This is a genomic window from Lysinibacillus boronitolerans JCM 21713 = 10a = NBRC 103108 (assembly GCF_000772935.1).
Classification (GTDB): Bacteria; Bacillota; Bacilli; order Bacillales_A; family Planococcaceae; genus Lysinibacillus; species Lysinibacillus boronitolerans.
The window spans coordinates 91,526-115,917 of the sequence record NZ_JPVR01000078.1; the positions used below are offsets into that span (position 1 = coordinate 91,526).

A 24,392-nucleotide genomic window follows, 5' to 3' on the forward strand; every position below is an offset into this window, starting at 1 on the left:
ATTTTGCATGGAGCAAGCTAGACAAATGCTACAGCATCATTTTGGCTATGATACCTTTCGCCAAGGACAAGCCCAAATTATTGAACAAACATTACGAGGGCAGTCAAGTCTTTGTGTCATGCCAACAGGTGGAGGGAAATCCATTTGCTATCAAATTCCAGCGTTAATGCTTGAGGGGTTAACCATCGTAATTTCGCCTCTGATTTCACTGATGCAAGATCAGGTGGAGGCTTTACGTACAGCGAATATTCCAGCAGCCTATATCAATAGTACGCTGACAGCACAGGAAGTAGATGAAACCATGCAGCTTGCTCGTGCGGGTTATTTAAAGCTCCTCTATATTGCACCTGAACGACTGGAAAGTACGACGTTTCTTCAAGCATTGTCGTATTTATCTGTCCCATTACTTGCGGTGGATGAGGCCCATTGTATATCGCAATGGGGGCATGATTTTAGACCAAGCTATCGTTCGATCCACAAGCTTTTTACGCTATGGCCACAAAAGCCCACTGTTTTAGCGCTGACAGCCACGGCAACGCCAACGGTTTGTGATGATATTCGTCAATTGTTAGCGATTGATGAGCAGGCAACGGTCATGACAGGCTTTTCACGTGAGAATTTGGCACTTTCGGTGTTAATTGGTGAAAATAAAGAACGGTATGTAAAAAATTATGTACAACAAAATAAACAGGAAGTGGGCATCATTTATGCAGCTACTCGAAAAGCGGTGGACGCCATTTATGATGTGCTGAGCCGCTCTGGTGAAGCCGTTGCAAAATATCATGCAGGTCTATCAGAGAGCTTGCGGATGGCTGAGCAGGAGCGGTTTTTAAAAGATGAGGCACGTATCATGGTGGCAACGAATGCTTTTGGTATGGGGATTGATAAAAGTAATGTGCGCTTTGTGTTGCATTATCAAATGCCTCGTAATATGGAGAGCTATTACCAGGAAGCGGGCCGTGCTGGCCGAGATGGTCTGCCAAGTGCCTGCATTTTACTGTATGCTTCAGGGGACGTTCAAACACAGCGTTTTCTTATCGAACAGTCACAGGATGAGGCACGTATTACACAGGAGCTAGCTAAACTACAAACAATGGTCGATTATTGCCATACAGAGGGCTGCTTACAGAATGCGATTTTAGCGTATTTTGGAGAAGTAGAGGAGGAGCCATGTGGGCGTTGTAGTAACTGTATTGACGGGCGAGCAGTGACAGATGTGACAGAGGATGCGCAAAAGGTGCTGGCCTGTGTTGTGCGTATGGGACAAAAATTTGGTAAGACCATGGTGGCACAAGTGTTAATTGGCTCTAAAAATCAAAAAATAGCTGAATTTGGCTTTGCCCGTTTATCGACCTATGGCATTTTAAAAGGACAATATGCCTCAAAGGATGTCTCCAACTTTATCGAATTTTTAATTGCAGAGGGCTTGCTGGCCGTGAAGCACGGTACATTCCCAACAATTTATGTATCGGCTGAAGGCAAGGAAGTGCTGCTTGGCAATCGACAGGTCATGCGGAAGGAAGCTGTCACAGTGAAGAAGCTGGTGGATAATGATCCATTATTCGAACACTTACGGGTATTACGCAAAGAGATTGCTGATGAGGAAAAGGTACCGCCATTTGTTGTATTTTCCGATAAAACATTGCGTGATCTATGTGATAAAAGACCAACCGTATTGGAGGATTTACGACAGGTGAGTGGTATAGGGGAAGTGAAATATGAGAAGTATGGTCAACGCTTCTTTGACGCACTACAATCGTTTTTAGAGGCCTCCGTCTAATAAATTTGTTGCCATCGCATAGAAAAGAGGTGTCTCCAGCTTGTGAGACCCCTCTTTCTTTATTATTTTTCCCAATGCTTCGCAATGAATGTATCTCGCCCAGAAACGGCACGGTCTTGCTGATAGTGTGCTGCCTCTTTTTTATAATAATCCTGGTGATAGTCCTCTGCTGGGTAGAAGCGTTCAGCATTGCGAATTTTGGTTACAATAGGTTTATCAAAGCGTCCGCTATTGGCAAGCTTTTCTTTCGAGGCCTCTGCGATTTGCTTTTGCTCATCTGTATAGGTAAAGATAGCGGTTGTATAGGATTCGCCACGGTCATGGAATTGTCCATACGCATCCGTCGGGTCAATTTGCATCCAATAAATATCAAGGAGCTGCTCATAACTAAAAATAGCAGGGTCGAATTCGATTTCTACTACTTCTAAATGACCTGACGTTCCTTTTTTGACATCTTCATAGGTTGGGTTTTCTAGGTGGCCACCCATATAGCCTGAAGTGACTTTATGTATACCGTCCCACTCGACGAATGGCTTGACCATACACCAAAAACAGCCACCAGCAAATGTCGCTTTTTCTATCATTTGAATCATCCTTTCTTTTGTGAAAATATTATAGCATTGTTTTACGCCAAACTGTGCAAATGGGTGTAAAATAACGTTTAGATAGAAAAACATGGAATAGATCCTTTTTAAAATGAAACTTTCTAGCTAATCAATCGTTACATTAACTATATCAAAATAGAGGAGTTAGTTGTTATGGAAGAGCAAGATTATACAAGACGCTCCCAACGTCCTAAAAAGCGTCGATTACGTAAAGGGAGAGCATTTTTTACACTATTACTATTGTGTATCATTGTGATTGTCGGCTATTCGGTCATGCAATATCGCAGCGGGCTTGAGTTAGCCAACGACACCAAAGTTGCACAGGAAGATTTTACGGGTGATAGCATCAAAGGGGATATCGAAAACTATTTGATTTTAGGGGTCGATACACGTGGTGAAGAAAAATCACGTACCGATACAATGATGGTATTATCCTGGAATAAAGCAAATAACGATATTAAACTCGTATCCTTTATGCGTGATATTTACGCGGATATACCAGGCTATCAATCCTATAAGCTTAATACAGCCTACTACCTAGACGGTGTTCAGCTATTAAAGGATACATTGACAAATATGTTTGGCCTACCGATCCATCATTATGCACTGATTGATTTTAAAAACTTTGAATCATTAGTGGATATTTTAGCACCAAATGGTGTGGAAATGGATGTTGAAAAGGATATGTCTGAAAATATTGGGGTAGAGTTAAAGCAAGGTGTTCATCGTTTAAATGGTCAGGAGCTACTAGGCTATGCGCGCTTCCGTCATGATGCAGAAGGTGATTTTGGGCGTGTTGCACGTCAGCAAAAAGTAATTGAAGCATTAAAAACAGAGTTATTAACACCTTCGAATATGCTGCATTTACCAAAATTTGTTGGTGCGGCACAGGGCTATATCACAACAGATTATTCATCTACTGAGGAAATGCAGCAAGTGCTAAAATTGCTATCAAAGGGCAAGGTAAACATTGAGAAAGCAACCATCCCTATCGAGGGGAGCTATCGATTCCAAAACTTTAGCCATGCGGGCGATTCCATTGTCATCGATGTAGAGCAAAACAAAGCCTTTTTAAGTGATTTTTTAGGTATTTCACTAGAGTGATGTTTCGCAAAAACCAGCATTATCCTGTAATATAAAGGTAGAGCATTTGGATTGGGGTGGATATATGGAAAAAGAGAGACCAAAAGAGCGTTCAAGCCTGTTAGCAACCAAGTTTATTCGTTTTTTAGGTGGTAGAAACCTATTATTTACACTAGTGATTTTATTACTGGTGGCATGTGTTATTTTTATGTTTAATCAAGTTTCCTTTATCTTTACCCCGCTACAAGTTTTATTTGAAGTAGTCATTTTACCTGGGGTACTAGCCGTCATTGGCTACTATTTATTACGCCCATTGCTGGCAATTCTGGTACGATGGCGTATCCCAAGGATATGGGGTATTTTAATCCTCTATATTGCGGTCATTGGTGTCATTACATTACTTGTGGTGCTAGTCTATCCATTTTTACGCGATCAGTTCACGAATTTAGCACAGGAATTCCCAGAGTACTTTATGGCATTTACGCAAAACATTGTAGAATTCCTGAATCATTCACGTTTTAATGAGTACTTAGATAAAATTAGTTTTAATTTTGATGAAGTTTTGAATAACTTCACAACGGATATGGTAAAAACAGTGAAGGATATGGCGACCAATGTAGCGCAGGGTGTGGCATCTGGTATTACGGGCTTCCTATCAACGTTAACAGGTATTGTGCTATCACTTGTAACGGTGCCATTCATCCTGTTTTATTTACTAAAAGAGGGCGAAAAATTACCGAAATTTATGCTGAAAGTGTGCCCGCCACGTATGCGTAAAGAGGTAACTGAGATTTTCCATGACATGGACAAGCAAATTAGTTCGTACATACAGGGACAGATTTTAGTATCCATGTGTATTGGAGCAATGGTGACGATTGGCTTCTTAATTATTGGCATGAAGTATGCTTTATTGCTCGGCTTCCTTGCGATGATTACAAGTGTGGTGCCCTATTTAGGACCCGTTATTGCGATCACACCAGCAGTCATTATCGCTCTTGTTACATCCCCATTGATGCTGATTAAGCTAGCGATTGTATGGACAATCGTTCAGTTAATCGAAGGAAAGTTCATTTCTCCGCAAATTATGGGGAAATCACTCAGTATTCATCCAATTACGATTATCTTTGTGCTATTAACGGCAGGCTCGTTATTTGGTGTCCCAGGTGTTATTTTAGGGATTCCTGGCTATGCGATCTTTAAGGTACTTGTCACGCATTTATTCAAGCTCTTTAAGCAGCGCTATAACCGCTACGAAGATGACGTTCATCAAAAATATGATATCTAACAAAACAGCTACTGCTAGCAACGCAGTAGCTGTTTTTTGCTGTGGAAAATCGCATTATGCTATTCTATTAGTAGAGCTAAAACAAGGGGGAAAGGAAATGGCATACATACCGATCAATTTTCAAGAGAAATTGGCTAAATTTCAAGAGCATTGGTCTCCAAAGGTCATTGCTGAAATGAACGATTATCAATTCAAACTCGTTAAAGTTCAGGGGGATTTTGTTTGGCATAAGCATGAGGATACGGATGAGGTGTTTATTGTCCTTGAGGGGCATTTAATCATCGAATTCCGAGATGGCCAGGTAAGCTTGCACGCAGGAGAGATGTTTGTGGTTCCTCGCAATGTGGAACATAAACCCTTTGCTGCTTCGGAGTGTAAAATTCTGCTTGTAGAGCCAATGGGTGTCGTGAATACAGGTGAGGAGCAATCAGCGCTTACCGCTGAAAATGATGTGTGGATTTAACTATCATAGAAAAACCCTTCCAACTAAATGTTAGAAGGGTTTTTACATTGACTAATTATTGCTTTGCTAATAACTGTACTTTTGCTAAGCGATCCACTGCTTCTTGTAGAAGTTCCTTTGGTTGGACTAATGCTAAACGTAAATAGCCTTGTCCAGCTGTACCAAATACGGTTCCTGGAACTGTGACAACGCCTACTTGTTCAATCAATTGAAAGGCTAATTCTGTGCAATCGATAGCATAGGGATATTTAGCCCATACGAACATTCCACCATCAGAGGGTGCTGCTTCCCAGCCTAAAGCTTGTAAGCCATTCATTAGCGTTTTATGGCGCTCAGAGAAAGTGGCACGTAAGCTTTCCGTAATTTCCTCAGCGTTATCCAGTGCGACGACAGCCGCATCCTGAATAGGCTCGAAAATACCGAAATCTAAATTTGATTTTAATTGCTTAATAACAGCGATCATTTCTGCATTTCCTGCGATATAGGCAATACGTGTACCGGCAAGACTAAAGCTTTTAGAGAGGGAGTTAATCTCCATACCGACCTCTTTTGCTCCTGGTGCAGCTAGGAAGCTAATAGGGCCATCTCCCGTAAAATAGAACTCTGAATAGGCTGCATCATGGAGGACGATGATATTATACTTTTTAGCAAAGGCGATGACTTTTTCAAAGTACGCTAGTGACGGCATCGCTGGTACAGGATTTCCTGGTAAGTTTAAAATCAATAGCTTTGCTTTCTGTGCAATTTCTTCTGGTACAGCGTCTAAATCAGGTAAATAATCGTTGTCGGCTGTTTGAGGCATGTAATAAGGTGTTGCGCCAGCTAAGTGAATCCCTGCGTCATACGCTACATAAGCTGGGTTTGTGGATAAGACGATGTCTCCTGGATCACAAAAGGCAATTGGTAAATGCACTAAGCCTTCTTGCGATCCAATGGTTTGAATAATTTCTGTCGCGGGATCTAAATCAACATTACTACGACGCTTATAGTAGCGACTTACTGCGTCATAAAAACGCTGTGTGCCAGTCAGTGTATAGCCGTAAGATTCAGCTAAACCTGCACGAAAGGAAAGATGCTCACGTATTTTGGCATGTGGAGGAAGATCAGGGCTGCCTAAGCTTAGGTCAATTAAGGTCATGCCCTTTGCTTGCTGTTCTCGAGCAAAATTTTTCAAATCTCCGAAAATTGCTGGTGTAAATAATGACATTTTTTTAGATGGTACGATTTTCAAAACTAGTACACTCCTTGTAGTTGTATAACAGAATAGTAGTTCACATTTTATCATACTGAAGCGCAGAAAGGGACAGATATTCTGAAAAAAGAAAATATTTATATAATGAAGAGGATGTGTGCATAGACTAGCGAAAAAAGATTTTCTACTATTGGGAGAAGCTACTATAAATTTCTTCAAAGAGGAAAGTGTATTATACTGGGTATAAAGCTTTTCAGGTGGGGGGAGTCTTATGAGAACAGAGCAAGAAATGTATGATTTAATCCTGGCCACTGCACAACAGGACACTAGAATTCGTGCTGTTTACCTAAATGGCTCAAGAGCAAATCCGAATGTTCCAAGGGATATGTTTCAAGATTTTGATGTTGTGTATGTCGTAACAGATATAGCCTCTTTCTTACAAGATGACAAATGGATTCACGTATTTGGCGAGCGGCTGATGATGCAGGAGCCTGATCGATTGGATAAGGGGCTTGGCTTGGACAAAGACTTTACTTATAGCTATACATATTTAATGCTACTGAAGGATGGGCATCGCATTGACCTTCGCTTATTATCGATACAAGCTATGCTAGATGAGTATGGGCAAGACAAGCTGACCGTCCCTTTACTCGATAAGGATCAGCTTTTGCCACCTATCTCTCCATCCTCAGATTGTGACTATCATATTAGTCCACCAACTGTGGGGCAATTTGCTAGCTGTACGAATGATTTTTGGTGGTGTTTACAAAATGTAGCCAAGGGCATTTGGCGAGACGAACTCCCATATGCCAAGCAAATGTTTGAGGAAACGACAAGGCAGTCCTTGCATCAAATGCTTAATTGGTGGATTGGTCAGCACCATCATTATCAGATATCTACGGGCAAAATGGGGAAGTATTTAAAAAATTATGTGCCAGCTAATTATTGGGCATTGTACGTAAAAACCTATGCCGACGCTGATTATGCTAACATGTGGAATGCCCTGTTTGCGGCATGCACACTCTTTCGAAGTATCGCAAAGGAGGTAGCCCATCACTTTCAGTTCGCGTACCCTCACGAGGATGATGCCCATATGTCAGCCTATTTGAAGCATGTACGTACATTACCACCAGATGCGAAAACGATATTGTAAGGGGGAAGAGGGCAGTGAAGGTTTATTCATTAAGTGGACCAAGTGGCACAGGCAAAAGTACAAGTGCGCTGGCCTTTGCCCATAAATTAGGGGTGGAGGCCATTGTTGATGATGGATTACTCATTGTGAATGGTGTCAGGGTTGCAGGCGTTTCTGCAAAATTTGAAAAAAATACGATTACCGCTGTACGACGCGCCATTTTTACAGATCCTGTCCATCGTGAGGCTGTCCAAAAGGCGCTAGCTCATCATCAGGTACAGTCTATTTTACTGATAGGCACATCGACTAAAATGACGAATAGTATTGCCAAGCAGCTAGAGCTAGGTCCGATTGAACGCTATTATGATGTGGAAGATGTCCGCTCATTGAAAGATATTCAAAAAGCACGCTTTATCCGTCAAACACAGGGTAAGCATGTTATGCCAATTCCATATAGACAAGTGGAGCAAAATTTCTTTAAACGATTGGTGCAAAAGGGCATGGAGATTTTTTCATCGAAACGTGAAAAAATCGGAGAAACGACAATTGTACGCCCTGATTTTCAGCGGGAATATATAGAAATCAGCAAGCATGTTTATGTACAGCTACTGACATACTGCTGTAGCCAACAGGCAATTGTACAAAAGGTGGAGCAGGCACAATTTGTGCTAGGAGATCAGGTTCAAGCTATCCTCACTATTCAGGTAAAGCTACCGATCGATTATCCACTAGCAGCACGTTTATTGGCATTACAACAAGCTGTGCAGCAAGACTTTTATCTACATTTTGGCTATGAATTAGATGCTATTCATGTACATGTGAAAACGGCTTTGCAAAAGAAAAAAGCGTAAAAAACAGGTACTCTGCGCGCACGTTGGCGTTAAGAGTACCTGTTTTTTACTTTGGTTGGCGGGTGAACCGTGGCTGGCGTTTTTCCACAAAGGCACGACAACCCTCTGCGAAATCACTGCCTACAAATGGCGAAGAGCCTTGCCATAAGGTCGGCACACTATCGAGACATTCTTGAACAGATTGCTTCACAGCAAGTAAGGATTCAGGCGACATTCCTGCAACAAGCTTACCCATACGAATCATGTATTTATTTAAATCTTTTTCAGCTACTAGGTAGTTAAGCATTCCAAGCTTGAAGGCTTCCTCTGCTTTAAACATTCGTCCTGTAAAGACTAAATCCTTGGTTGTGGCAGGGCCAACGAGCTGGACTAAACGCTGTGCAAATTTGTTGTTTAAGGTGATTCCTAATTTACCGACAGGAATACCGAGCTTGGCCTTGTCCGAGCCAATGCGGATATCGCAGGCCAAGGCTAATTCCAAGCCAGCACCCATCGCAGGCCCATTGATGACGCCAATCGTTGGAATCGGGAGACGCTCAATGGTAGAAATAGTTTTTTCCATATGTACAAAGGCTTCTTCAGCTTGTTCAAGAGAAATGGCATTGAACTCTTTAATATCAGAGCCTGCTGTAAAGTTTTGGCCAGAGCCCCGTAAAATTAGTACTTTATTTTTCGGATTATCTAATACTTGTAGGGCAATCTTGGCTAATTGATCCCACATGTTTGCGGTTAATGCATTTTTTGCTTGTGGTCGATGAATCGTAATTATCGCTAGTCCAGCTGTTTCTTGATAAATAATTTTAGCATCTTCTGCTTCCAGTCGAGTCGTTTTTACTTGCATATCGGAAAGCCTCCTACATGTTAGTGTCTACCTTTATTATATAACACAATCAACGATAAACACGAAATGATACGAATTTTCACATAAAATTGCGTTGTTATACAAGAATGTAGGGAATAGTAAGCATTTATTGTACTACAACAGGGGAGCGGAATTTACTATTGTAAGAAAGCAAAAATTATGAGAAACTACTTTCGGAACATATGTTTCTTCATTATGTAAGGGGCATTTAAATGGTAGAAGCGGGTTTATGTTATGGAAATACAGATTATCCGACATTACAATATAATAAAATGAAATTAAACCTACGCACCCAAAATATAGTAAAATATAAATAAATCACGCAAAGTCAACAAGGAGGGGCGATATGGTTACACTCAAGGACGCATGGAATAGCTATGTATTAATGCTGCAATCATTGAAAAAAAGTGCTGCCACAAAAAAACAATACAATATGGATGGGCAGCAATTTTTAACATTCGCCCATAAGCAAAACTACTTGTATGTAGATCATCAATTGAAACATTTATTACAGCTCTACTGCGACTATTTAAAGGACACCTATAGTAATATCAACACGTTTAACCATAAAATAGCGACATTGCGAGGCTTTGTGGACTTTATTTTTTTACGAGAATGGGTGGAGCCTTATGATTATCAGCATCTTTTACAGCCGAAAAAAAGACAAAAAGAGACACTGCAAGCACTAACAAACAAGCAGATCATGCAAATTGCTAACGTATGGCCAACCTATTTTCAATATGCTAAAACACAGGAGCATGCATGGCTGGCAAGACGCAATGGCTGTATCGTTCAAGTGTTGATGGAAACGGGTTGTAAGCCTGCCGAGCTCGTTCGCATGAAATGGACTCACTTTAATGAAGAAAAAGAGACGCTTTTTATAGCCAATCGAAATGGACGTCGAGAAATAAAGTGTTCACCGATCCTCATGGACATGCTAGCACAGTATAAAAAAGAGACGAGCAATTTACATGAGCAAGAGGTGGGAGAATGGGTTTGGGTAAGCGAGGCAAGTATAGCGAAGCCAATTACTACGAAAACAGTTGAACGCATTTTTCAAACGATATCCCAAGATATAGGGAAGAATGTAAGAGCCACTGACTTGCGTTATACGGTGATGCAACGGGCGTTTCAACAGGAAAAAACCCTGGAGCATATTCAACAAGAAATGGGCTATGTACGAAAATGGGTGCTAACAGAAAGACAGCAGCGCCTAGAATAAAAGCGTGCAGTAATCGCGATTTATCACCATTACTGCACGCCTTTTATAAATGATTCAATGCTTTGACATTCACTTTCACTGTTAAATCATGCTTGCCTCCAGAATATACACCTTCCACAGGGCTAATGTCACTATAATCGCGACCAATACATAAAATAATATGGTTTTCTAATACTTCCACATTATTTGTGGGATCAAGACCGATCCAGCCAATGCCTGGAATCATGACCTCTACCCAGGCATGTGTTGCAATATCGCCGATGAGGGCAGAGTTTTCATCGACATATAGATAGCCACTGACATAGCGAGCCGGTATTCCTTTCGCCCGTAAAACAGCAAGCATGACATGGGTGAAGTCCTGACAAACGCCCCGTTTTAGTGCAAAAGCTTCACTTGCTGTTGTCGTGACATCTGTTGCGGTCGGGTCATACTCAAAGCTAGCATATAAATACTGCATTAAATTAAGCGAAAAGAGCACAGGATTTTCAGCATGACCGATCGCATGATAAACTTCCTCTAATTGTTGCTCTGTCATAAATGTAAAATGTGTTGCTTTTAAATACGGTAAATAATGCTCATAGAATAGCTGTGAGTGAAAGATTGTCTGCATTTCGGGTGAATATTGTATACGATGAATAAATGGTGCTCGTTGAATACTAACAATTGAAGATGTATGAATTTCTAGTATTTGATGTTGCTCTGGTATATAAAAAGAACCAACTGTATTGCCCCAAATATCCGTATGCTCACGGGTTAGGGAGGATGGCGTGATGGCAATTCGATAAGATAATAATCGCTGACGCTCATCGCTACGCGGCTTTAAACGAATCGTATTCAAGCTTTGATCGACTTCAGACTCATATTGAAAAATATTTGTATGCTGAATTTCAAATTTCATCGTGTCCGCTTCCTTCTGCTTACTGACTTGCCTGTTGAAAGGGAGCTGTGGTGAATTCCTTTCAAGGTTGTACGCTGGGTTCATATAAATGATAGATTGTCGAAAAGGCATCACTAAAAGCCATACATTGAGACAATCTTTCCTCCATCAGTTTTAGGGTTTCCTCAATAGTCATTTGCCAAAAATCAATATGATCGATTGCAAGAACGAGGCTACTAATATCCGACTGAAGCGTTAAAAATCGTGAGGATAAAGAATCGTGTTCAATAGCCGTTATGGCTTCTTCTATTTTCTTTACACAGAACATCACAGAACATGGGAAATGCACATCTTGGACTAAATACCGAATGACCGTTAGTAAATTGGTCTGGCGATGCTTCCGCATGTAGGATTCTCTAGCTGCGGAAAGATCCAATAAAAAGGTACCATCATCCTCTAACAGTGACGTGCCTGTTAGCTTCTGTTGTTCTACGATTACAACGATCATCCGAATGGTTTTTTCTGCTCGTTCAAGCCATTTGCCGACCTGCATAAAATAGAAGGGAAGATCGCGATCCATTGTACCCTCAATTAGCCCTGTCTCCATCCATAAAGTCTTTCGAACATCCTGTAAAAAATCTTGAAGGGCAATGAGTGGAATAGGTCGCTCTCTTTTTAGTATGGACTGTTGCTTTGTTAAATAAAAGGAATTTTGAATTTCCCAAAGTTCCGTTGGCATACTATCACGTGTAACTCGTGCATTTTCCCTAATAGCACGTAATGTGGCATGAAGGGCATTACCGTTTTTCTCAGAAAACAGAAGATAATCAATCAATGGATTAACACGAATCGTTGTGTAATTTGCTAAATACTCCTCCTTAGAGGCACAAATATTTAAAACAGCCTCCCAATGATCAATATAATCATGTTCTTGCCCTGATTGCTCCAACATATTCAACAGCTGTACCTGTAATATATGTGCATTTGTTTGTGTACGTTCACTATAACGTGCCATCCAGTACAACGCGTCGGCTACTCGACTTAGCATGCTGCAATTCCTCCTTTAAAATCCACGTATCCTTTGCACCGCCCCCTTGAGAGGAATTCACAACAAGAGACCCTTCTTGTAGTGCCACTCTAGATAAACCGCCAGGCAACACATAGCAATCCTCACCCTTCATAACATAAACACGTAAATCAACATGGCAAGGATAAAATCGCCCATTCTGGAAGGCAGGGGCTCTGGACAATTTAATCGTTGGTTGTGCAATATATTGATAGGGCTGATCAATAATTTTTTGCTTAAACAAAGCAATCTCTTCTTTATTTGCATGTGGACCAATTAACATGTCATAGCCACCAGAGGCTCCTACATTTTTAATAACGAGCTCGTGTATATGCTCTAGCACCCATTCACGCTGACTGTCATCTCCAAGATGATAGGTTTTCACATTTGGTAGAATAGGTTCTTCCTGTAAATAATAGCGAATCATCTCAGGCACATAGGCATACATTGCTTTATCATCTGCCACCCCATTCCCAACGGCATTCAAGATGGATACATGACCTGCTTGATAAGCAGCCATTAAATGTGGAACACCTAATAAAGAATCCTCACGAAAGACAGTAGGATCTAAAAAGTCATCATCAATTCGACGATAAATAATATCGATTTGCTGTAGGCCATAAATGGTTTTCATATAGACCTTCAAATCCTGTACAACTAAATCGCGGCCCTCGACGAGCTGGATGTTTAAATGCTGGGCTAAAAAAACATGGTCATAATACGCAGAATTGTACATGCCTGCTGTCAGGAGCACAGCTTTAGGCTCTCTTTCTGCTTGCAAGGAAGGTGGGCGATGTGCAAGAAGTGCTTTTTTCATATAAGCCATCTGTTTATCAAGAGGACGAATCGTATGCTTGGAGAAAAATTCAGGGTATACTTCCTTCATCACATCCCGATTTTCAAAGACATAGGAAATGCCGGAAGGGTTGCGTAAATTATCTTCGAGTACATGATAATCACCTTTTTCATCCCGAATTAAATCAATCCCTGCTAAAAATATATGATTCGCAATTGGTACTTGAAGTCCTCTCATGGTTGGTTTGAAATAAGGATTATTTTCAACAAGCTGCCTCGGAATAAGACCGTCCTGAAAGATCTTTTGCTGTCCATAAACATCCTGTAAAAATTTGTTGAGTGCCTCCACGCGCTGCTTGACACCTGCTTCAATCATGGCCCATTTGCTTTGAGGAATAATAATTGGGACACAATCAAAAGGCATGGTACGTTCTGTTCCATCTTGTGCACCATATATCGTAAAAGTAATCCCTTGTCTGAGAAAGCTCGCTTGCGCTTGTCGGTATTTTTCTTCAAGTTGCTCCCGCGAAAAAAAGGTTAGCTTATGATGAAAAGATCGATAATGAGGCTTTGGCTTATTGCCATCAAACATTTCATCGAAAAACAGACTAGAATCATATAAATTCATCATATGGATCGCCTCCGAATTCAAGTAGTAGTGAAAACATGTTACACTGTGAATAAATACATAAAAGGAGCTAACAACCATGACCATCATTAATTTAATGCAAGCGTATGAATTAGATAAACTATCCAAATTAAATTTATCAGACGAGGAAATTTTACGAGCTTTGCGTTCGGGGGATGTGTCAGCTTGGCAAGAACAAGTGCCAAACTATGAATTTAGCGAGACAATGGCTCTATATCAGGAAGGGGAACAACAGTTCTTAAATGCATACCATGGCCATTATCGAATCAAGTATGTAACATTACCAGGCATCCAACGTTTATTGCAGCTACGCTTTCAATTAGAAGAAGGGAAGGATTACCAACTATTAGAAACAGGTATCCAGCATTTAACGTGTGATGAGGAAACAGTCACAAGACTTCAGCAAATGTTATCGACAAACTGGTCACTAACAAAACAAGAGGATGGGACTTATTCAGTTTTTGTAAAATAATCCCATGCGCGTTGTGAGACGAATCGACATGGACAGTTACCCATCTATTGTTTTTTCGAAGCGTCTCACACAGCAAATAAAGTCTACTAGATTTTAATATTCATTTACCGAGAACTTTATGCCTAAAATCCTATAACTGTCACAAAATAGTTGTAACAAAAATCCTCTTTTTAAAAAGGGGTTTTTTTATTACCTTCGAACAGAACATTTGTTCTAACGTACGAAAAAGGGCATTTTTTTCAATAAAGTTCCCAAATTTATATTTGGGAACGTTTTTTCATGGTAAAATAGAGAAAATAGAGGTGATGAGCATGCAAAAAACGAAGCAACCAAAATTCATGAAGGATTTTCTTGTCTATTTAACAACCATCAAAGGAAAGTCCCAGCGTACAAGAAAAGAATATGAATATGACCTGACCTTATTTTTTCGCTTCTACAAAGCTGTCCAGGAGGATTTGGATATAGAGAATTTATCCACCATTGATATTGGCACTATTACAATAGAAGAAATACGCGAAATGACATTAGAGGATCTTTATTTATTCATGGAATATTGCGAAGTACAGCGAGGCAATTCAGCTGCTGCAAGAGCGCGAAAAGTGGCAACATTAAAATCCTTTTTTAAATATTTAAAAGGCAAACGTCGACTTATCGAGGAAAATCCAGCAGATGAATTAGAAACACCAAAGATAGGCAGAAAACGACCTATTTATATGAACCTACAAGAAGCTACACAATTTATAGATGGGATAAAAAGCAATCAGGCATCCCCGAGAAATTATTGCATGATGATGTTTTTCTTAAATTTAGGAATACGTGTCACCGAGCTATGTCAGCTTAACAAGACATCCATTCAAGGACGTTATTTAACCGTAATTGGGAAGGGCAACAAAGAGCGCACAGTCTATTTAAATGATAGCTGTATGCAGGCACTTGCTGACTATGAAAACAGTGGGAAGACACCCTATAAAGGAGAAGGCGAGGAGCCCCTTTTTGTGTCACAAAAGGGAACACGCTTTACACGTCAAACCGTTGCCAAAATCGTTAAACGCATTAATCAGCAGTCAGGTCTTCAAAAAGAACGTCTTACACCACACAAGCTACGCCATACATCTGCAACGATGATGTATAAGGCAGGGGCAGATATTCGTAGTTTGCAGCACATTTTAGGGCATTCAAGCGTGGCAACCACACAAATTTATACACATATTGAAGATGAGCAGCTACAGCATGTGTTAGAGAATAATCCATTTAATATTGTTCGTGAAAGATGATTTTCACCCCTCCATATCGAATATATAGAAGAAGACCTAATGAAAGGGGTAGCCTAAGTATGTCAAACGTCAAAGATCATCTTGATGCCACAAGAACACAATTGCTTCAGGAGATTCACACATTGGACGATACAACCTTTAATAAGAAACCAGATGCACAAAGCTGGAGTGTAGCGCAAATCTGCCACCATCTCGTATTAGTGGAGGAAGCAACAAAGAAAGCCATTACATGGGGATTAAAGGCAGAGGAACAGTCAACACCCGCTCGAAAAAATGTGCAGCTCATCTTAGATCGAACAAGAAAGTTCCAAGCACCGCCTATTGTAGAGCCAGCAGAAGAGCCCTTCACTGTTCAAGCGATGCTGGATTTACTCGCTACAACAAGACAGAACCTCCTCGCTTTTTTGCAAACAATCGAGGAACCCGAAGCATTAGCTAAGCGCGCTGTGCAGCACCCAGCCTTAGGAGAATTACCACTCGACCAATGGATTGAAATGGTCTATATGCATGAGCAGCGTCATATCAAGCAATTACAAGAAATCGTTAGAAAATAGCATGTATCAAAGGAATTTGGCCACTGGGAGTGAGCTAAATTCCTTTTATTGTTATTCAATTTTTCTGTTATAATCTCTTGACGTGCTACATAATCTGTTATATATTAAATAAAAATAATAACAACTGTTATAAAACAGATTTCGTTAGAGGAGGAATTTTAAATGTCAAAATATCGTGATGGTTATGAATTTTATTGTGAAATGTGTGAGCGCTACGGATTAGAGCCAATTTCTTTCCGCTATTATGTATTACAATTATCACAGCAACAACTTTCAGCTTACAATATGCAAGCAAAACAATTAGGAATTTAAAGGGATGTGATTATGACGGAAGCCGCCGTGAATATTTTATGAAAAGCCCAGCCATACTAAATAAAATGGTCTGGGCTTTCGTGATTTCAGCAAGAAATTTCAGATAATTCATTGACAAGTATAGTAGTCTGTTATATATTTTTAAACAAATAATATTTCTGTTATATAACAAAATGAACTAGATATTATAGTAGCGAATGGGAAAGGAAGTTATGAGGATGACGGATTATCGAGAAGGTTATGAATTTTATCGCCAAGTATGTGAGGAGCATGGGCTAGAGCCTATTAATTTTCACTATTACATTTTAAATTTATCTCAAGAGCAATTAGATGCCTACAACAAGCAGGCAAAATCAACGGGGGGTTCAATAGAATATGAGGTCTCTTAACATCTAAAATGCCTTACTTCCTATGCGGGACAGTAAGGCATTTTACTTTAACAAAAATTTTACAAGACATCAAAACGTACTATATGAAACTTTTATATTTTGTATTAAAAAGATAAATAGCCTAAATAAACTAACTTATATAGTTCAAAAGTATCGAAAAACTATATATTTAGACAATTTCAAGGTGTTTAGATACACTAAATTTTGTCTATTTTATTAAAAACTATCAAATGCTGCTTTGAATGTTTTTGAGATTTGGGTTGAATTAACTGCTTTTCTAAGACTATAATATAATTACATAAAAAAGGGCGATATACCACAACTTTATACCTCGCTGTAAGATAAAGCAAAAGTACCAAACCCTTCATATTTTAATGAATGGAGAATGAAAATGATGAATATCACGCCTAGTAGTGTTAATCAAATGAACTACAGTCTAAAAGAATTACAAGATATCTTTTCCGCCATGAATAGTTCCATCATTGTAGCGATTACAGATCGCACCGGAAAAATTACTTTTGTTAATGATCATTTTTGTAAAATTTCAAAGTATACGCGTGAAGAATTAGTTGGCCAAGATCACCGTTTACTAAATTCAGGCTTTCATCCTAAATCTTTCTTTAGAGAGATGTGGAAAACAATCGGTAATGGCGATATGTGGAATGGCGAGGTGTGCAATCGTGCGAAAGATGGCAGTTTATATTGGGTGAAAACAACGATTTTTCCGTTCCTAGATGAACGAGGAAAGCCTTATCAATATATTGCCATTCGCGTAGATATTACAGCGCAAAAGGACATTAAAAAAATTACTCATATTGCCTATCACGATGAACTAACAGGGCTACCAAATCGTCGCAAATTAGAACAGCGTTTAGAAAATGAATTTCATCAATCTCGACGTACAGGAGAGAAGTTTGCGTTATTTTTCATTGATGTGAATCGTTTCAAACACATTAACGACGGACTTGGTCATATTATTGGCGATATGTTTTTAGTGGAAATGTCCAATCGTCTGCGCAATATTGATCATACATCGAATTCTTTCTATCGCCACAATAGCGATGAATTTGTCATGATTTTAAATGATGTCAATCGCATTGATGAAATGGCTAAGGAAATTATTGGCGTCTTCAATGAAAGCTTTATTGTCGATACCTATGAATTTTACGCGAGTATTAGTATCGGCATCAGTGTATTCCCAGATCATGCAAACTCTGTGGAAGAATTATTGAAAAATGCGGATATTGCTATGTATGCAGCAAAATCTACACGAGGCAATCAATATCGACTTTATCGCGACAATATGGACGAGGCCAATGATAAATGGCTTTTGCTGGAAACGAAATTACATCAAGCATTAAAGCAAGATCGTCTAGAATTACATTATCAGCCAAAGATCGACTTAAAAACGGATTCTGTTATTGGTATGGAGGCATTGCTACGCTGGTATGACCCAGAATTAGGTCATATTCCACCAGATCGTTTTATTCCATTTGCAGAGGATTGTGGGCTGATTAATGATATCGGTGTCTGGGTTTTACGTAAAGCCTGTGCTCAAGCTCGTCAGTGGAATGAATCACATGAATTGTTACTGCGTGTAGCTGTGAATATTTCGCCGATTCATATTAGTACAGGTGGCTTTGTAGATATGGTGCGTGGTGTCATTGCAGAAACAGGCATTGACCCTCATTTATTAGAAATTGAAATTACCGAGATGAGTATGCTTGATTATACGGAAGATTTAATTGATACGATCAAGCATTTACGAGAACTAGGTATTACTATTTCATTAGATGATTTCGGGACAGGCTATTCATCGTTAAATTACTTAAAAAAATTCCCAGTGGATGTACTTAAAATTGATCGTGCCTTTGTCCGTGATATCGTACCTGAAAAGTCAGGAATCGCTATGATTTCAGCCATGATTTCACTAGCCCATGCCTTAAACCTACAAGTAGTAGCTGAGGGTGTAGAGGAGGAAGCTGAATTAAACGTCCTGCGTGAGCATGGCTGTGAGTATGTGCAGGGCTATTATTTCAGTAAGCCTTTATCCGTAGGAGATTTTACGAATCTCATTGTTAATACTGTCACAAATAAATCCAGCTATTAATTGCTATTCCTGAATGATTTTGCTAAAGTGGGATAAAGTAAAACTGTAAACAAGATAAACCATTTGATGATGTGGCCAAGTAAGTAAGAATTGTGAAACAGAAAATATAGCAACTGCTGAGAGCTATATCACCGCTTCTTCACTGAACACCTACCACGGAGATGTTATGCAAACATAACCGAGTCGTTTTCGTTACCAAACGTGAGAGGGCTTTAAATTCTATTTAAAGCTAAATCAAGGTGGTACCACGTCATCCCAGCACAAAGACGTCCTTATTCAGAGGACAGCTTTGTGCTTTTTTCTTGCTTCAACAGCATTCATTTTACAAAATTGGAGGAGAACACATGTCAAAACAACTAGAAGATTTTTCGAAATGGTATATTGAGACCATCCAAAAAGCCGATTTAATGGATTATACACCTGTTCGAGGCTGTATCGCCTTTAAACCAGACGGCTATGAAATTTGGGAGCATATTCAGGAGGAAATGGATCGCCGCTTTAAAGAGACAGGACATCGTAATGCCTATTTCCCAATGCTTATTCCTGAATCCTTCTTCCAAAAGGAAAAGGATCATATCGAAGGGTTCTCACCAGAGCTTCCTTGGGTAACCGAGGCAGCAGGAGAACAATTAGAAGAACGGCTAGCGCTTCGTCCAACATCTGAGACGATGATTGGTCATCTTTACTCTAATTGGATTAAAAGCTACCGTGACCTACCAGTGCTGATCAATCAATGGGCAAATGTCTTCCGCTGGGAAAAGAAAACACTACCTTTTATTCGTACCTCTGAATTTTTATGGCAAGAAGGGCATACTGCGCACGAGGATGAAGCAGATGCTCGTCAAGAAACAATGCAAATGCTAGACATTTATAAAGAAGTGGTAGAACAGGTGCTAGCAATTCCAGTCTATGATGGACAAAAAACCCCTTCTGAGCGTTTCGCAGGGGCTGTCGATACGTACTCAATTGAGGCAATGATGAAAAACGGCAAGGCTGTTCAAGCAGGAACATCGCATTATTTAGGAACAAAATTTGCTGAAGCCTTTAATATTAAATATTTAAATAAAGCAAACCAGCATGAATATGTGCATACAACATCTTGGGGTACTTCTACACGCTTAATTGGCTCGGTTATTATGGTGCATGGGGATGAGCAGGGACTTGTTTTACCTCCACGCATCGCACCAACGCAAGTCGTTTTAATTCCAGTAGGTCCATGGAAAAAGAACCCTCAAATCATGGAGCATTTAGATGAGATTTTTGCGGCCTTAAAAGCGAAGGGAATTCGTGTACGTCTGGATGACTCAGACCAATCACCAGGCTATAAGTTCAATGAATGGGAGCTAAAGGGCGTACCTGTTCGTGTTGAATTAGGGCCACGTGACCTAGAAAATAAGCAAGCTTTACTGAAAGCGCGTGATGAAGAGGAAAAACGAACTGTCGATTTAGCTACAATCATCACAGCTATTGAAGAAGAATTAACAACCATGCAAACGCGCTTATTAGAAAAAGCTCGTCAATTCCGTGAAGCAAATGCTCACACAACGATAGACACGCTTCCACAATTACAGCAGCACATTGACACTGCCAAAGACAATGGAACAATCCCTGGCTGGGTACTTGCTGGATGGTGTGGTGAGGATGCATGCGAGGAAAAAGTGAAGGAAGAAACAAAATACACATCTCGCAATATTCCATTTAATCCACCAACAACGAAAACGGCATGTATTGGCTGTGGAAACGAAGCAAAACATACAGTTTGGTTTGCACAAGCATATTAATATCATTCAAACACCCTCCTATTTTGTAGGAGGGTGTTGTTGTTAGATTATGATAAAATAAAGGGACGTTATGACTTGCCATAAAGAAATGAGGATATGCATGGTGAATGTACAAGCATTATTCAATAACTATCTAAATATCAAATTCAATCGGGGATTACAAGCTGTTCCAATGGAGGACTTTGAGTATGCTGTATTAGACGATCATAGCGCAGAGCTTTTTTTTAGTGCTCATGAGCATGAAACATTTTTGGCGTGGGCAGAGGAGCTTCAACCACCAGATCCGCAGTACAGTGATATGCTAAATGAGAAACCTATACTCTCATCGAAATTCCATCAGCTCGATGTGTACGATGAGCAAGTATTTTACTATTTAATTTATACTATTAACGCTACGACGAAGATTGTTCCGCGTAATCGCTATAATAAGATGAATGACTTGATGAAAAATTATTGTTTCTTCCAGCTATCTCAGCTAGCGTCTATTACTAGATTAGACGATAAGCAAAGACGACAATTAAAGGATTTTTTCTTCTTTTTCTATCTGTATGCGCATCCAGTGAATGAGGAAACGCTATACGCCTTTTCTTTTCTCGACCAGACGTTAGTGCATACAAAAACGAATATCCATCTAGGGCAATATATTTCTCTTTACCATGACTATTTTAATGAGCATTTCTACAACTATCAGGCGCAATTAGTCATTGCGCCTGAAGACATAGATGCTTGTAAGCACCTCACCTTAGAGCTCTTACATACTTTAGAGGGGAAATCCAAGAAGCTCGCGATGCCTTATGAGGAAGGACTAGGGGAAATCATACTATTGCTGAATGATGTCAACCATTTTTTACATATGTATACGGAAAATAAACTAGCATTCTTTCAACTGCTACACAGCACTGTGCTAGAAGAACAGACAAATTCTTATCGAGAACATTGCGTAAGTATGTTATTACAAAATTATGCTACTTATATTTTGTCTTTCCATTTCGGTGAGCTCGATGATTTAATCGAGTATTTTCAGGACCACCCATTACCGTGTAAGCTCATCCTCAATAAATTGTTTGCCGAAACGATCTTTTTACAGAAAATCATGAGGCAGTCCAATCTGGACATCAACAACTATCCGAAAATTACTCAGTTTTTCGACGAGGAAGCTAAAAAAATCTATCTCGATAAATAATAGGGAGGAACGTAAAATGACAGATAGCACAAGCTGGAAAAATAATGCGCTGAATCAAAAATTTATTGCTTCATTTAGTGGTGGAAAGGATAGTGTCTTAGCTTTATATAAAGCATCACAGGAAGGTCAAGCAATAGGTCTTATCGTGATGTTGGAGGAAGAAGGGCAACGCTCAAGGTCGCATGGAATGCCACCAGAGATTATCCAGGCACAAGCCGACTCTATTGGGCTACCTGTCTATACGGCTGCTGCAAGCTGGGCCGAGTATGAGCGAGTGTTTATTGGTCTTTTAGAAAATGCAAAAAATCAAGGAGCTGAGGTATTAGTTACAGGTGATTTAGATATGCCTGCACACGGCTGCTGGCATGATCAAGTGGCAAAAAAGGCCGGATTAAAGCTTGGTATGCCTTTATGGGAAATGAACCATCGGGAAGCTGTCGATGAATTTATTCACTTAGGATTTAGCACGATGATTGTCACAGTTAACCTATCGTTAGGTATGACCGAAGCAGATTTAGGAAGAATCCTTACTAACGATTTTGTTCAGGAACTCGAAGCTCGCGGCATTGACCCTTGTGGTGAGGGCGGAGAATTCCATACAACCGTCTTAGATGGACCGCTTTTTCAGCAGCCAATTACTGTCCGGAAATGCCCAGTAATACGAGATGGAGACTATGCATTTTTACCTTTGGAGCTTGCGTAAGTCACTCAAGATAACCTTTAATGTGATGACCAATTCATTACATTAAAGGTTTTTTTTGATCTCTTCTTGTCTTTTTATTTCATATGTAATAAAATTATTACATATGAAAGATATATTTAAAGGTGATGAGCTGTTAACAGTATTGGGTGCGCTGTCAAATCCTTATCGTTTAAAAATTATTGCCATTCTTCATCAAGAAAAGCAATATGTTAGTCAACTTGCAAGAGAGTTAGGAATTAGTAGACCATTACTTTATTTGCACTTACAGAAATTAGAGGAAGCCCACTTAATTAATGGCTATCATGAGGTTTCTGAAAGTGGTAAAGCAATGAAGTATTATACCCTAAACCCTTTTAGCCTGACCTTAAATGCCGATGTCATTTCCCAAGTTGCAAACGACATCACGGATAAAAATAGTAAGGAGTAGACTTTGTAAGAATTAGATAGAAAAGGAGGTCAACAAATGTCATCAATGTCGATAGTTTCTGTAGTTTCTTTGCTGCCACTTATCGTTCTTATTTTAATTTTTATTTTTGTGTTCACTGTCATTCGTCGAGCGGAGCGCCGTGCCGAAGAACAACTAAAATTAGATAAAGAAACAGCTCAATTGCAACAACAGCAAATTCAAGAAATAAACAAACGCTTAACGAATATCGAAAATATACTGAAACAAGTGGATTAGGGAATACTACTGTTTGTAGGATTATTGTCCTGTATTAAATATTTGAAGAATTTTCTTTTCAGATAACCAGTCTAAGGATCATCCTTTGTCTACGTATGCTGGATAGTTATAAAAAATGAATTAGTTTAGTAAAAGTACAAGGTGCTCACCTCTGTACTTTTTTGTATTTCACCTATTTCTTTTTTGGTGATTAGAATACATAGCATTTTGTCTAAAATAACATTTGACTGGACACTAAATGGTGGCATATAATTAAGACACCATTTAGTGTCCTATTAGAAAGGGTGGTGGTTTTGAGTAACAATCATCAAGAGCGTGACGTCTATGTAGCTATCGCTGATCCAACAAGACGAACATTGATTCGTTTATTAGCAGAGGCAGAGGAGTTACCGCTTCACGAATTAACCGCTCAATTTGATATGGGGCGTACGGCCGTATCGAAACATTTAGCCATCCTGAAAGATGCAGGTCTTGTTCTGGCTCGCAAGGAAGGTAGAGAGACGAGGTACCGCTTGAATGCTGCTCCATTGAAGGAAATACAGGATTGGGTCTCGTTGTATGAAGGATTTTGGAAAGAAAGAATATCAAAACTACAGCTTTTATTGGAGGAAAACAAATGAAACCAGATGTATCCTTAGATTTTAAATTTACAAGTTCCATCGAGCAAGTATGGCATGCTTTAACTGATTCAGATACGCTTGCAAAATGGATATGGAGCAATGACTTCCAACCCGTTGTGGGGCATAAATTTCAATTTCGTGCTGAACCAAACGAATGGTGGGACGGCATTGTAGATTGTGAGGTGCTGGTAGTAGAAGAGCCTCACAAATTATCTTATACGTGGACAAGTGCTGGCGAAACGACTACAGTAACTTGGACATTAGCAGAACAATCAGATGGCACAATACAGCTTCACCTCGATCAAAGTGGCTTTAGCGAAGAAACAAAGGCTCGTCAAGGAGCAATTGAAGGTGCTAAATACGCTTGGACAAATATGGGTGCCCAGCTTGAAAAAGTATTAGCCTAGCCTAATCATTATTTATAATCTTACAATGAAGAACGCAATTCCT

General features: G+C 39.7%; 26 protein-coding genes. 20 read left to right on the top strand and 6 right to left on the bottom strand.

Going from position 1 to position 24,392, the window contains the following annotated elements:
- Positions 1–7 precede the first annotated feature (7 nt).
- Positions 8–1,780: a DNA helicase RecQ gene (gene recQ / locus CD31_RS15940; RefSeq protein WP_036079031.1), complete on the top strand. Its 1,773-nt coding sequence runs from the start codon at positions 8–10 to the stop codon at positions 1,778–1,780.
- Positions 1,781–1,842: 62 nt separating this feature from the next.
- Here recQ and msrA read toward each other — a convergent pair whose 3' ends face one another.
- Positions 1,843–2,364 (bottom strand): peptide-methionine (S)-S-oxide reductase MsrA, encoded by a 522-nt coding sequence (gene msrA / locus CD31_RS15945; RefSeq protein ID WP_081977511.1) that lies wholly within the window; start codon positions 2,362–2,364, stop codon positions 1,843–1,845.
- A gap of 174 nt (positions 2,365–2,538) precedes the next feature.
- Between msrA and CD31_RS15950 the strand changes: the two genes are divergently transcribed.
- From CD31_RS15950 to CD31_RS15960, 3 genes are all read left to right on the top strand, one after another.
- Positions 2,539–3,489 (top strand): LCP family protein, encoded by a 951-nt coding sequence (locus CD31_RS15950; RefSeq protein ID WP_016992687.1) that lies wholly within the window; start codon positions 2,539–2,541, stop codon positions 3,487–3,489.
- A 64-nt stretch (positions 3,490–3,553) separates the two neighbouring features.
- Positions 3,554–4,753, top strand: a complete 1,200-nt coding sequence (locus CD31_RS15955; RefSeq protein WP_016992686.1) for an AI-2E family transporter — start codon at positions 3,554–3,556, stop codon at positions 4,751–4,753.
- 97 nt (positions 4,754–4,850) lie between these two features.
- Positions 4,851–5,216 (top strand): cupin domain-containing protein, encoded by a 366-nt coding sequence (locus CD31_RS15960; RefSeq protein ID WP_016992685.1) that lies wholly within the window; start codon positions 4,851–4,853, stop codon positions 5,214–5,216.
- A 55-nt stretch (positions 5,217–5,271) separates the two neighbouring features.
- Here CD31_RS15960 and CD31_RS15965 read toward each other — a convergent pair whose 3' ends face one another.
- The gene (locus CD31_RS15965) at positions 5,272–6,447 is read right to left on the bottom strand and encodes an aminotransferase class I/II-fold pyridoxal phosphate-dependent enzyme (protein ID WP_036079034.1); all 1,176 of its coding nucleotides are present in this window, start codon (positions 6,445–6,447) and stop codon (positions 5,272–5,274) included.
- 232 nt (positions 6,448–6,679) lie between these two features.
- Between CD31_RS15965 and CD31_RS15970 the strand changes: the two genes are divergently transcribed.
- Both CD31_RS15970 and CD31_RS15975 read left to right on the top strand, forming a co-directional pair.
- The gene (locus CD31_RS15970; RefSeq protein WP_036079036.1) at positions 6,680–7,561 is read left to right on the top strand and encodes an aminoglycoside 6-adenylyltransferase; all 882 of its coding nucleotides are present in this window, start codon (positions 6,680–6,682) and stop codon (positions 7,559–7,561) included.
- Between the two features lie 14 nt (positions 7,562–7,575).
- Entirely contained in the window at positions 7,576–8,391 is an 816-nt protein-coding gene (locus CD31_RS15975; protein ID WP_036079038.1) for an ATP-binding protein, read from the top strand.
- 46 nt (positions 8,392–8,437) lie between these two features.
- Here the strand turns inward: CD31_RS15975 and CD31_RS15980 are convergent, their stop codons facing one another.
- Positions 8,438–9,232 carry an enoyl-CoA hydratase/isomerase family protein gene (locus CD31_RS15980; protein WP_036079040.1) on the bottom strand — a complete coding sequence of 265 codons (795 nt, stop codon included), beginning with the start codon at positions 9,230–9,232 and terminating at the stop codon, positions 8,438–8,440.
- Between the two features lie 367 nt (positions 9,233–9,599).
- Here CD31_RS15980 and CD31_RS15985 point away from each other — a divergent pair, with 367 nt between their 5' ends.
- Positions 9,600–10,475 carry a tyrosine-type recombinase/integrase gene (locus CD31_RS15985; protein ID WP_036079042.1) on the top strand — a complete coding sequence of 292 codons (876 nt, stop codon included), beginning with the start codon at positions 9,600–9,602 and terminating at the stop codon, positions 10,473–10,475.
- A 43-nt stretch (positions 10,476–10,518) separates the two neighbouring features.
- Here CD31_RS15985 and CD31_RS15990 read toward each other — a convergent pair whose 3' ends face one another.
- The 3 genes from CD31_RS15990 to CD31_RS16000 form a co-directional block, all read right to left on the bottom strand.
- Positions 10,519–11,373, bottom strand: a complete 855-nt coding sequence (locus tag CD31_RS15990) for a transglutaminase family protein (protein WP_036079044.1) — start codon at positions 11,371–11,373, stop codon at positions 10,519–10,521.
- A gap of 61 nt (positions 11,374–11,434) precedes the next feature.
- Positions 11,435–12,400, bottom strand: coding sequence for an alpha-E domain-containing protein (locus CD31_RS15995; protein WP_081977507.1), 966 nt, complete (start codon positions 12,398–12,400; stop codon positions 11,435–11,437).
- Complete coding sequence (locus CD31_RS16000; RefSeq protein WP_036079046.1) at positions 12,354–13,844, bottom strand: circularly permuted type 2 ATP-grasp protein; 1,491 nt, start codon at positions 13,842–13,844, stop codon at positions 12,354–12,356. The genes CD31_RS15995 and CD31_RS16000 overlap by 47 nt, the downstream gene beginning before the upstream one ends.
- Before the next feature lie 76 nt (positions 13,845–13,920).
- On the opposite strand from CD31_RS16000, the gene CD31_RS16005 reads away from it, so the two are divergent.
- The 13 genes from CD31_RS16005 to CD31_RS16065 all read left to right on the top strand — a co-directional run bounded on the left by CD31_RS16005 (position 13,921) and on the right by CD31_RS16065 (position 24,349).
- Entirely contained in the window at positions 13,921–14,334 is a 414-nt protein-coding gene (locus CD31_RS16005; protein ID WP_036079047.1) for a hypothetical protein, read from the top strand.
- A 311-nt stretch (positions 14,335–14,645) separates the two neighbouring features.
- Positions 14,646–15,608 carry a tyrosine recombinase XerC gene (locus CD31_RS16010; RefSeq protein ID WP_036079049.1) on the top strand — a complete coding sequence of 321 codons (963 nt, stop codon included), beginning with the start codon at positions 14,646–14,648 and terminating at the stop codon, positions 15,606–15,608.
- Between the two features lie 59 nt (positions 15,609–15,667).
- Complete coding sequence (locus CD31_RS16015; RefSeq protein ID WP_036079051.1) at positions 15,668–16,162, top strand: DinB family protein; 495 nt, start codon at positions 15,668–15,670, stop codon at positions 16,160–16,162.
- Positions 16,163–16,324: 162 nt separating this feature from the next.
- A complete protein-coding gene (locus CD31_RS16020) occupies positions 16,325–16,474 on the top strand; it encodes a hypothetical protein (RefSeq protein ID WP_004230023.1) in 150 nt (49 codons plus the stop codon).
- Positions 16,475–16,692: 218 nt separating this feature from the next.
- Complete coding sequence (locus CD31_RS16025; protein ID WP_016992674.1) at positions 16,693–16,863, top strand: hypothetical protein; 171 nt, start codon at positions 16,693–16,695, stop codon at positions 16,861–16,863.
- Between the two features lie 391 nt (positions 16,864–17,254).
- Entirely contained in the window at positions 17,255–18,973 is a 1,719-nt protein-coding gene (locus CD31_RS16030) for a putative bifunctional diguanylate cyclase/phosphodiesterase (protein ID WP_036079053.1), read from the top strand.
- Positions 18,974–19,317: 344 nt separating this feature from the next.
- Positions 19,318–20,754 carry a proline--tRNA ligase gene (gene proS / locus CD31_RS16035; RefSeq protein WP_036079055.1) on the top strand — a complete coding sequence of 479 codons (1,437 nt, stop codon included), beginning with the start codon at positions 19,318–19,320 and terminating at the stop codon, positions 20,752–20,754.
- A 100-nt stretch (positions 20,755–20,854) separates the two neighbouring features.
- Entirely contained in the window at positions 20,855–21,937 is a 1,083-nt protein-coding gene (locus CD31_RS16040) for a hypothetical protein (protein ID WP_036079058.1), read from the top strand.
- 16 nt (positions 21,938–21,953) lie between these two features.
- Positions 21,954–22,640 carry a Dph6-related ATP pyrophosphatase gene (locus CD31_RS16045; protein ID WP_036079061.1) on the top strand — a complete coding sequence of 229 codons (687 nt, stop codon included), beginning with the start codon at positions 21,954–21,956 and terminating at the stop codon, positions 22,638–22,640.
- Between the two features lie 103 nt (positions 22,641–22,743).
- Entirely contained in the window at positions 22,744–23,067 is a 324-nt protein-coding gene (locus CD31_RS16050) for an ArsR/SmtB family transcription factor (protein WP_036079352.1), read from the top strand.
- Positions 23,068–23,103: 36 nt separating this feature from the next.
- The gene (locus CD31_RS16055; protein ID WP_016992667.1) at positions 23,104–23,322 is read left to right on the top strand and encodes a hypothetical protein; all 219 of its coding nucleotides are present in this window, start codon (positions 23,104–23,106) and stop codon (positions 23,320–23,322) included.
- A 293-nt stretch (positions 23,323–23,615) separates the two neighbouring features.
- The gene (locus CD31_RS16060; RefSeq protein ID WP_016992666.1) at positions 23,616–23,942 is read left to right on the top strand and encodes an ArsR/SmtB family transcription factor; all 327 of its coding nucleotides are present in this window, start codon (positions 23,616–23,618) and stop codon (positions 23,940–23,942) included.
- On the top strand, positions 23,939–24,349 hold the full coding sequence (locus CD31_RS16065; RefSeq protein ID WP_036079064.1) for an SRPBCC family protein: 411 nt from the start codon (positions 23,939–23,941) through the stop codon (positions 24,347–24,349). Before CD31_RS16060 ends, CD31_RS16065 begins: the two co-directional genes overlap by 4 nt.
- Positions 24,350–24,392: the final 43 nt, after the last annotated feature.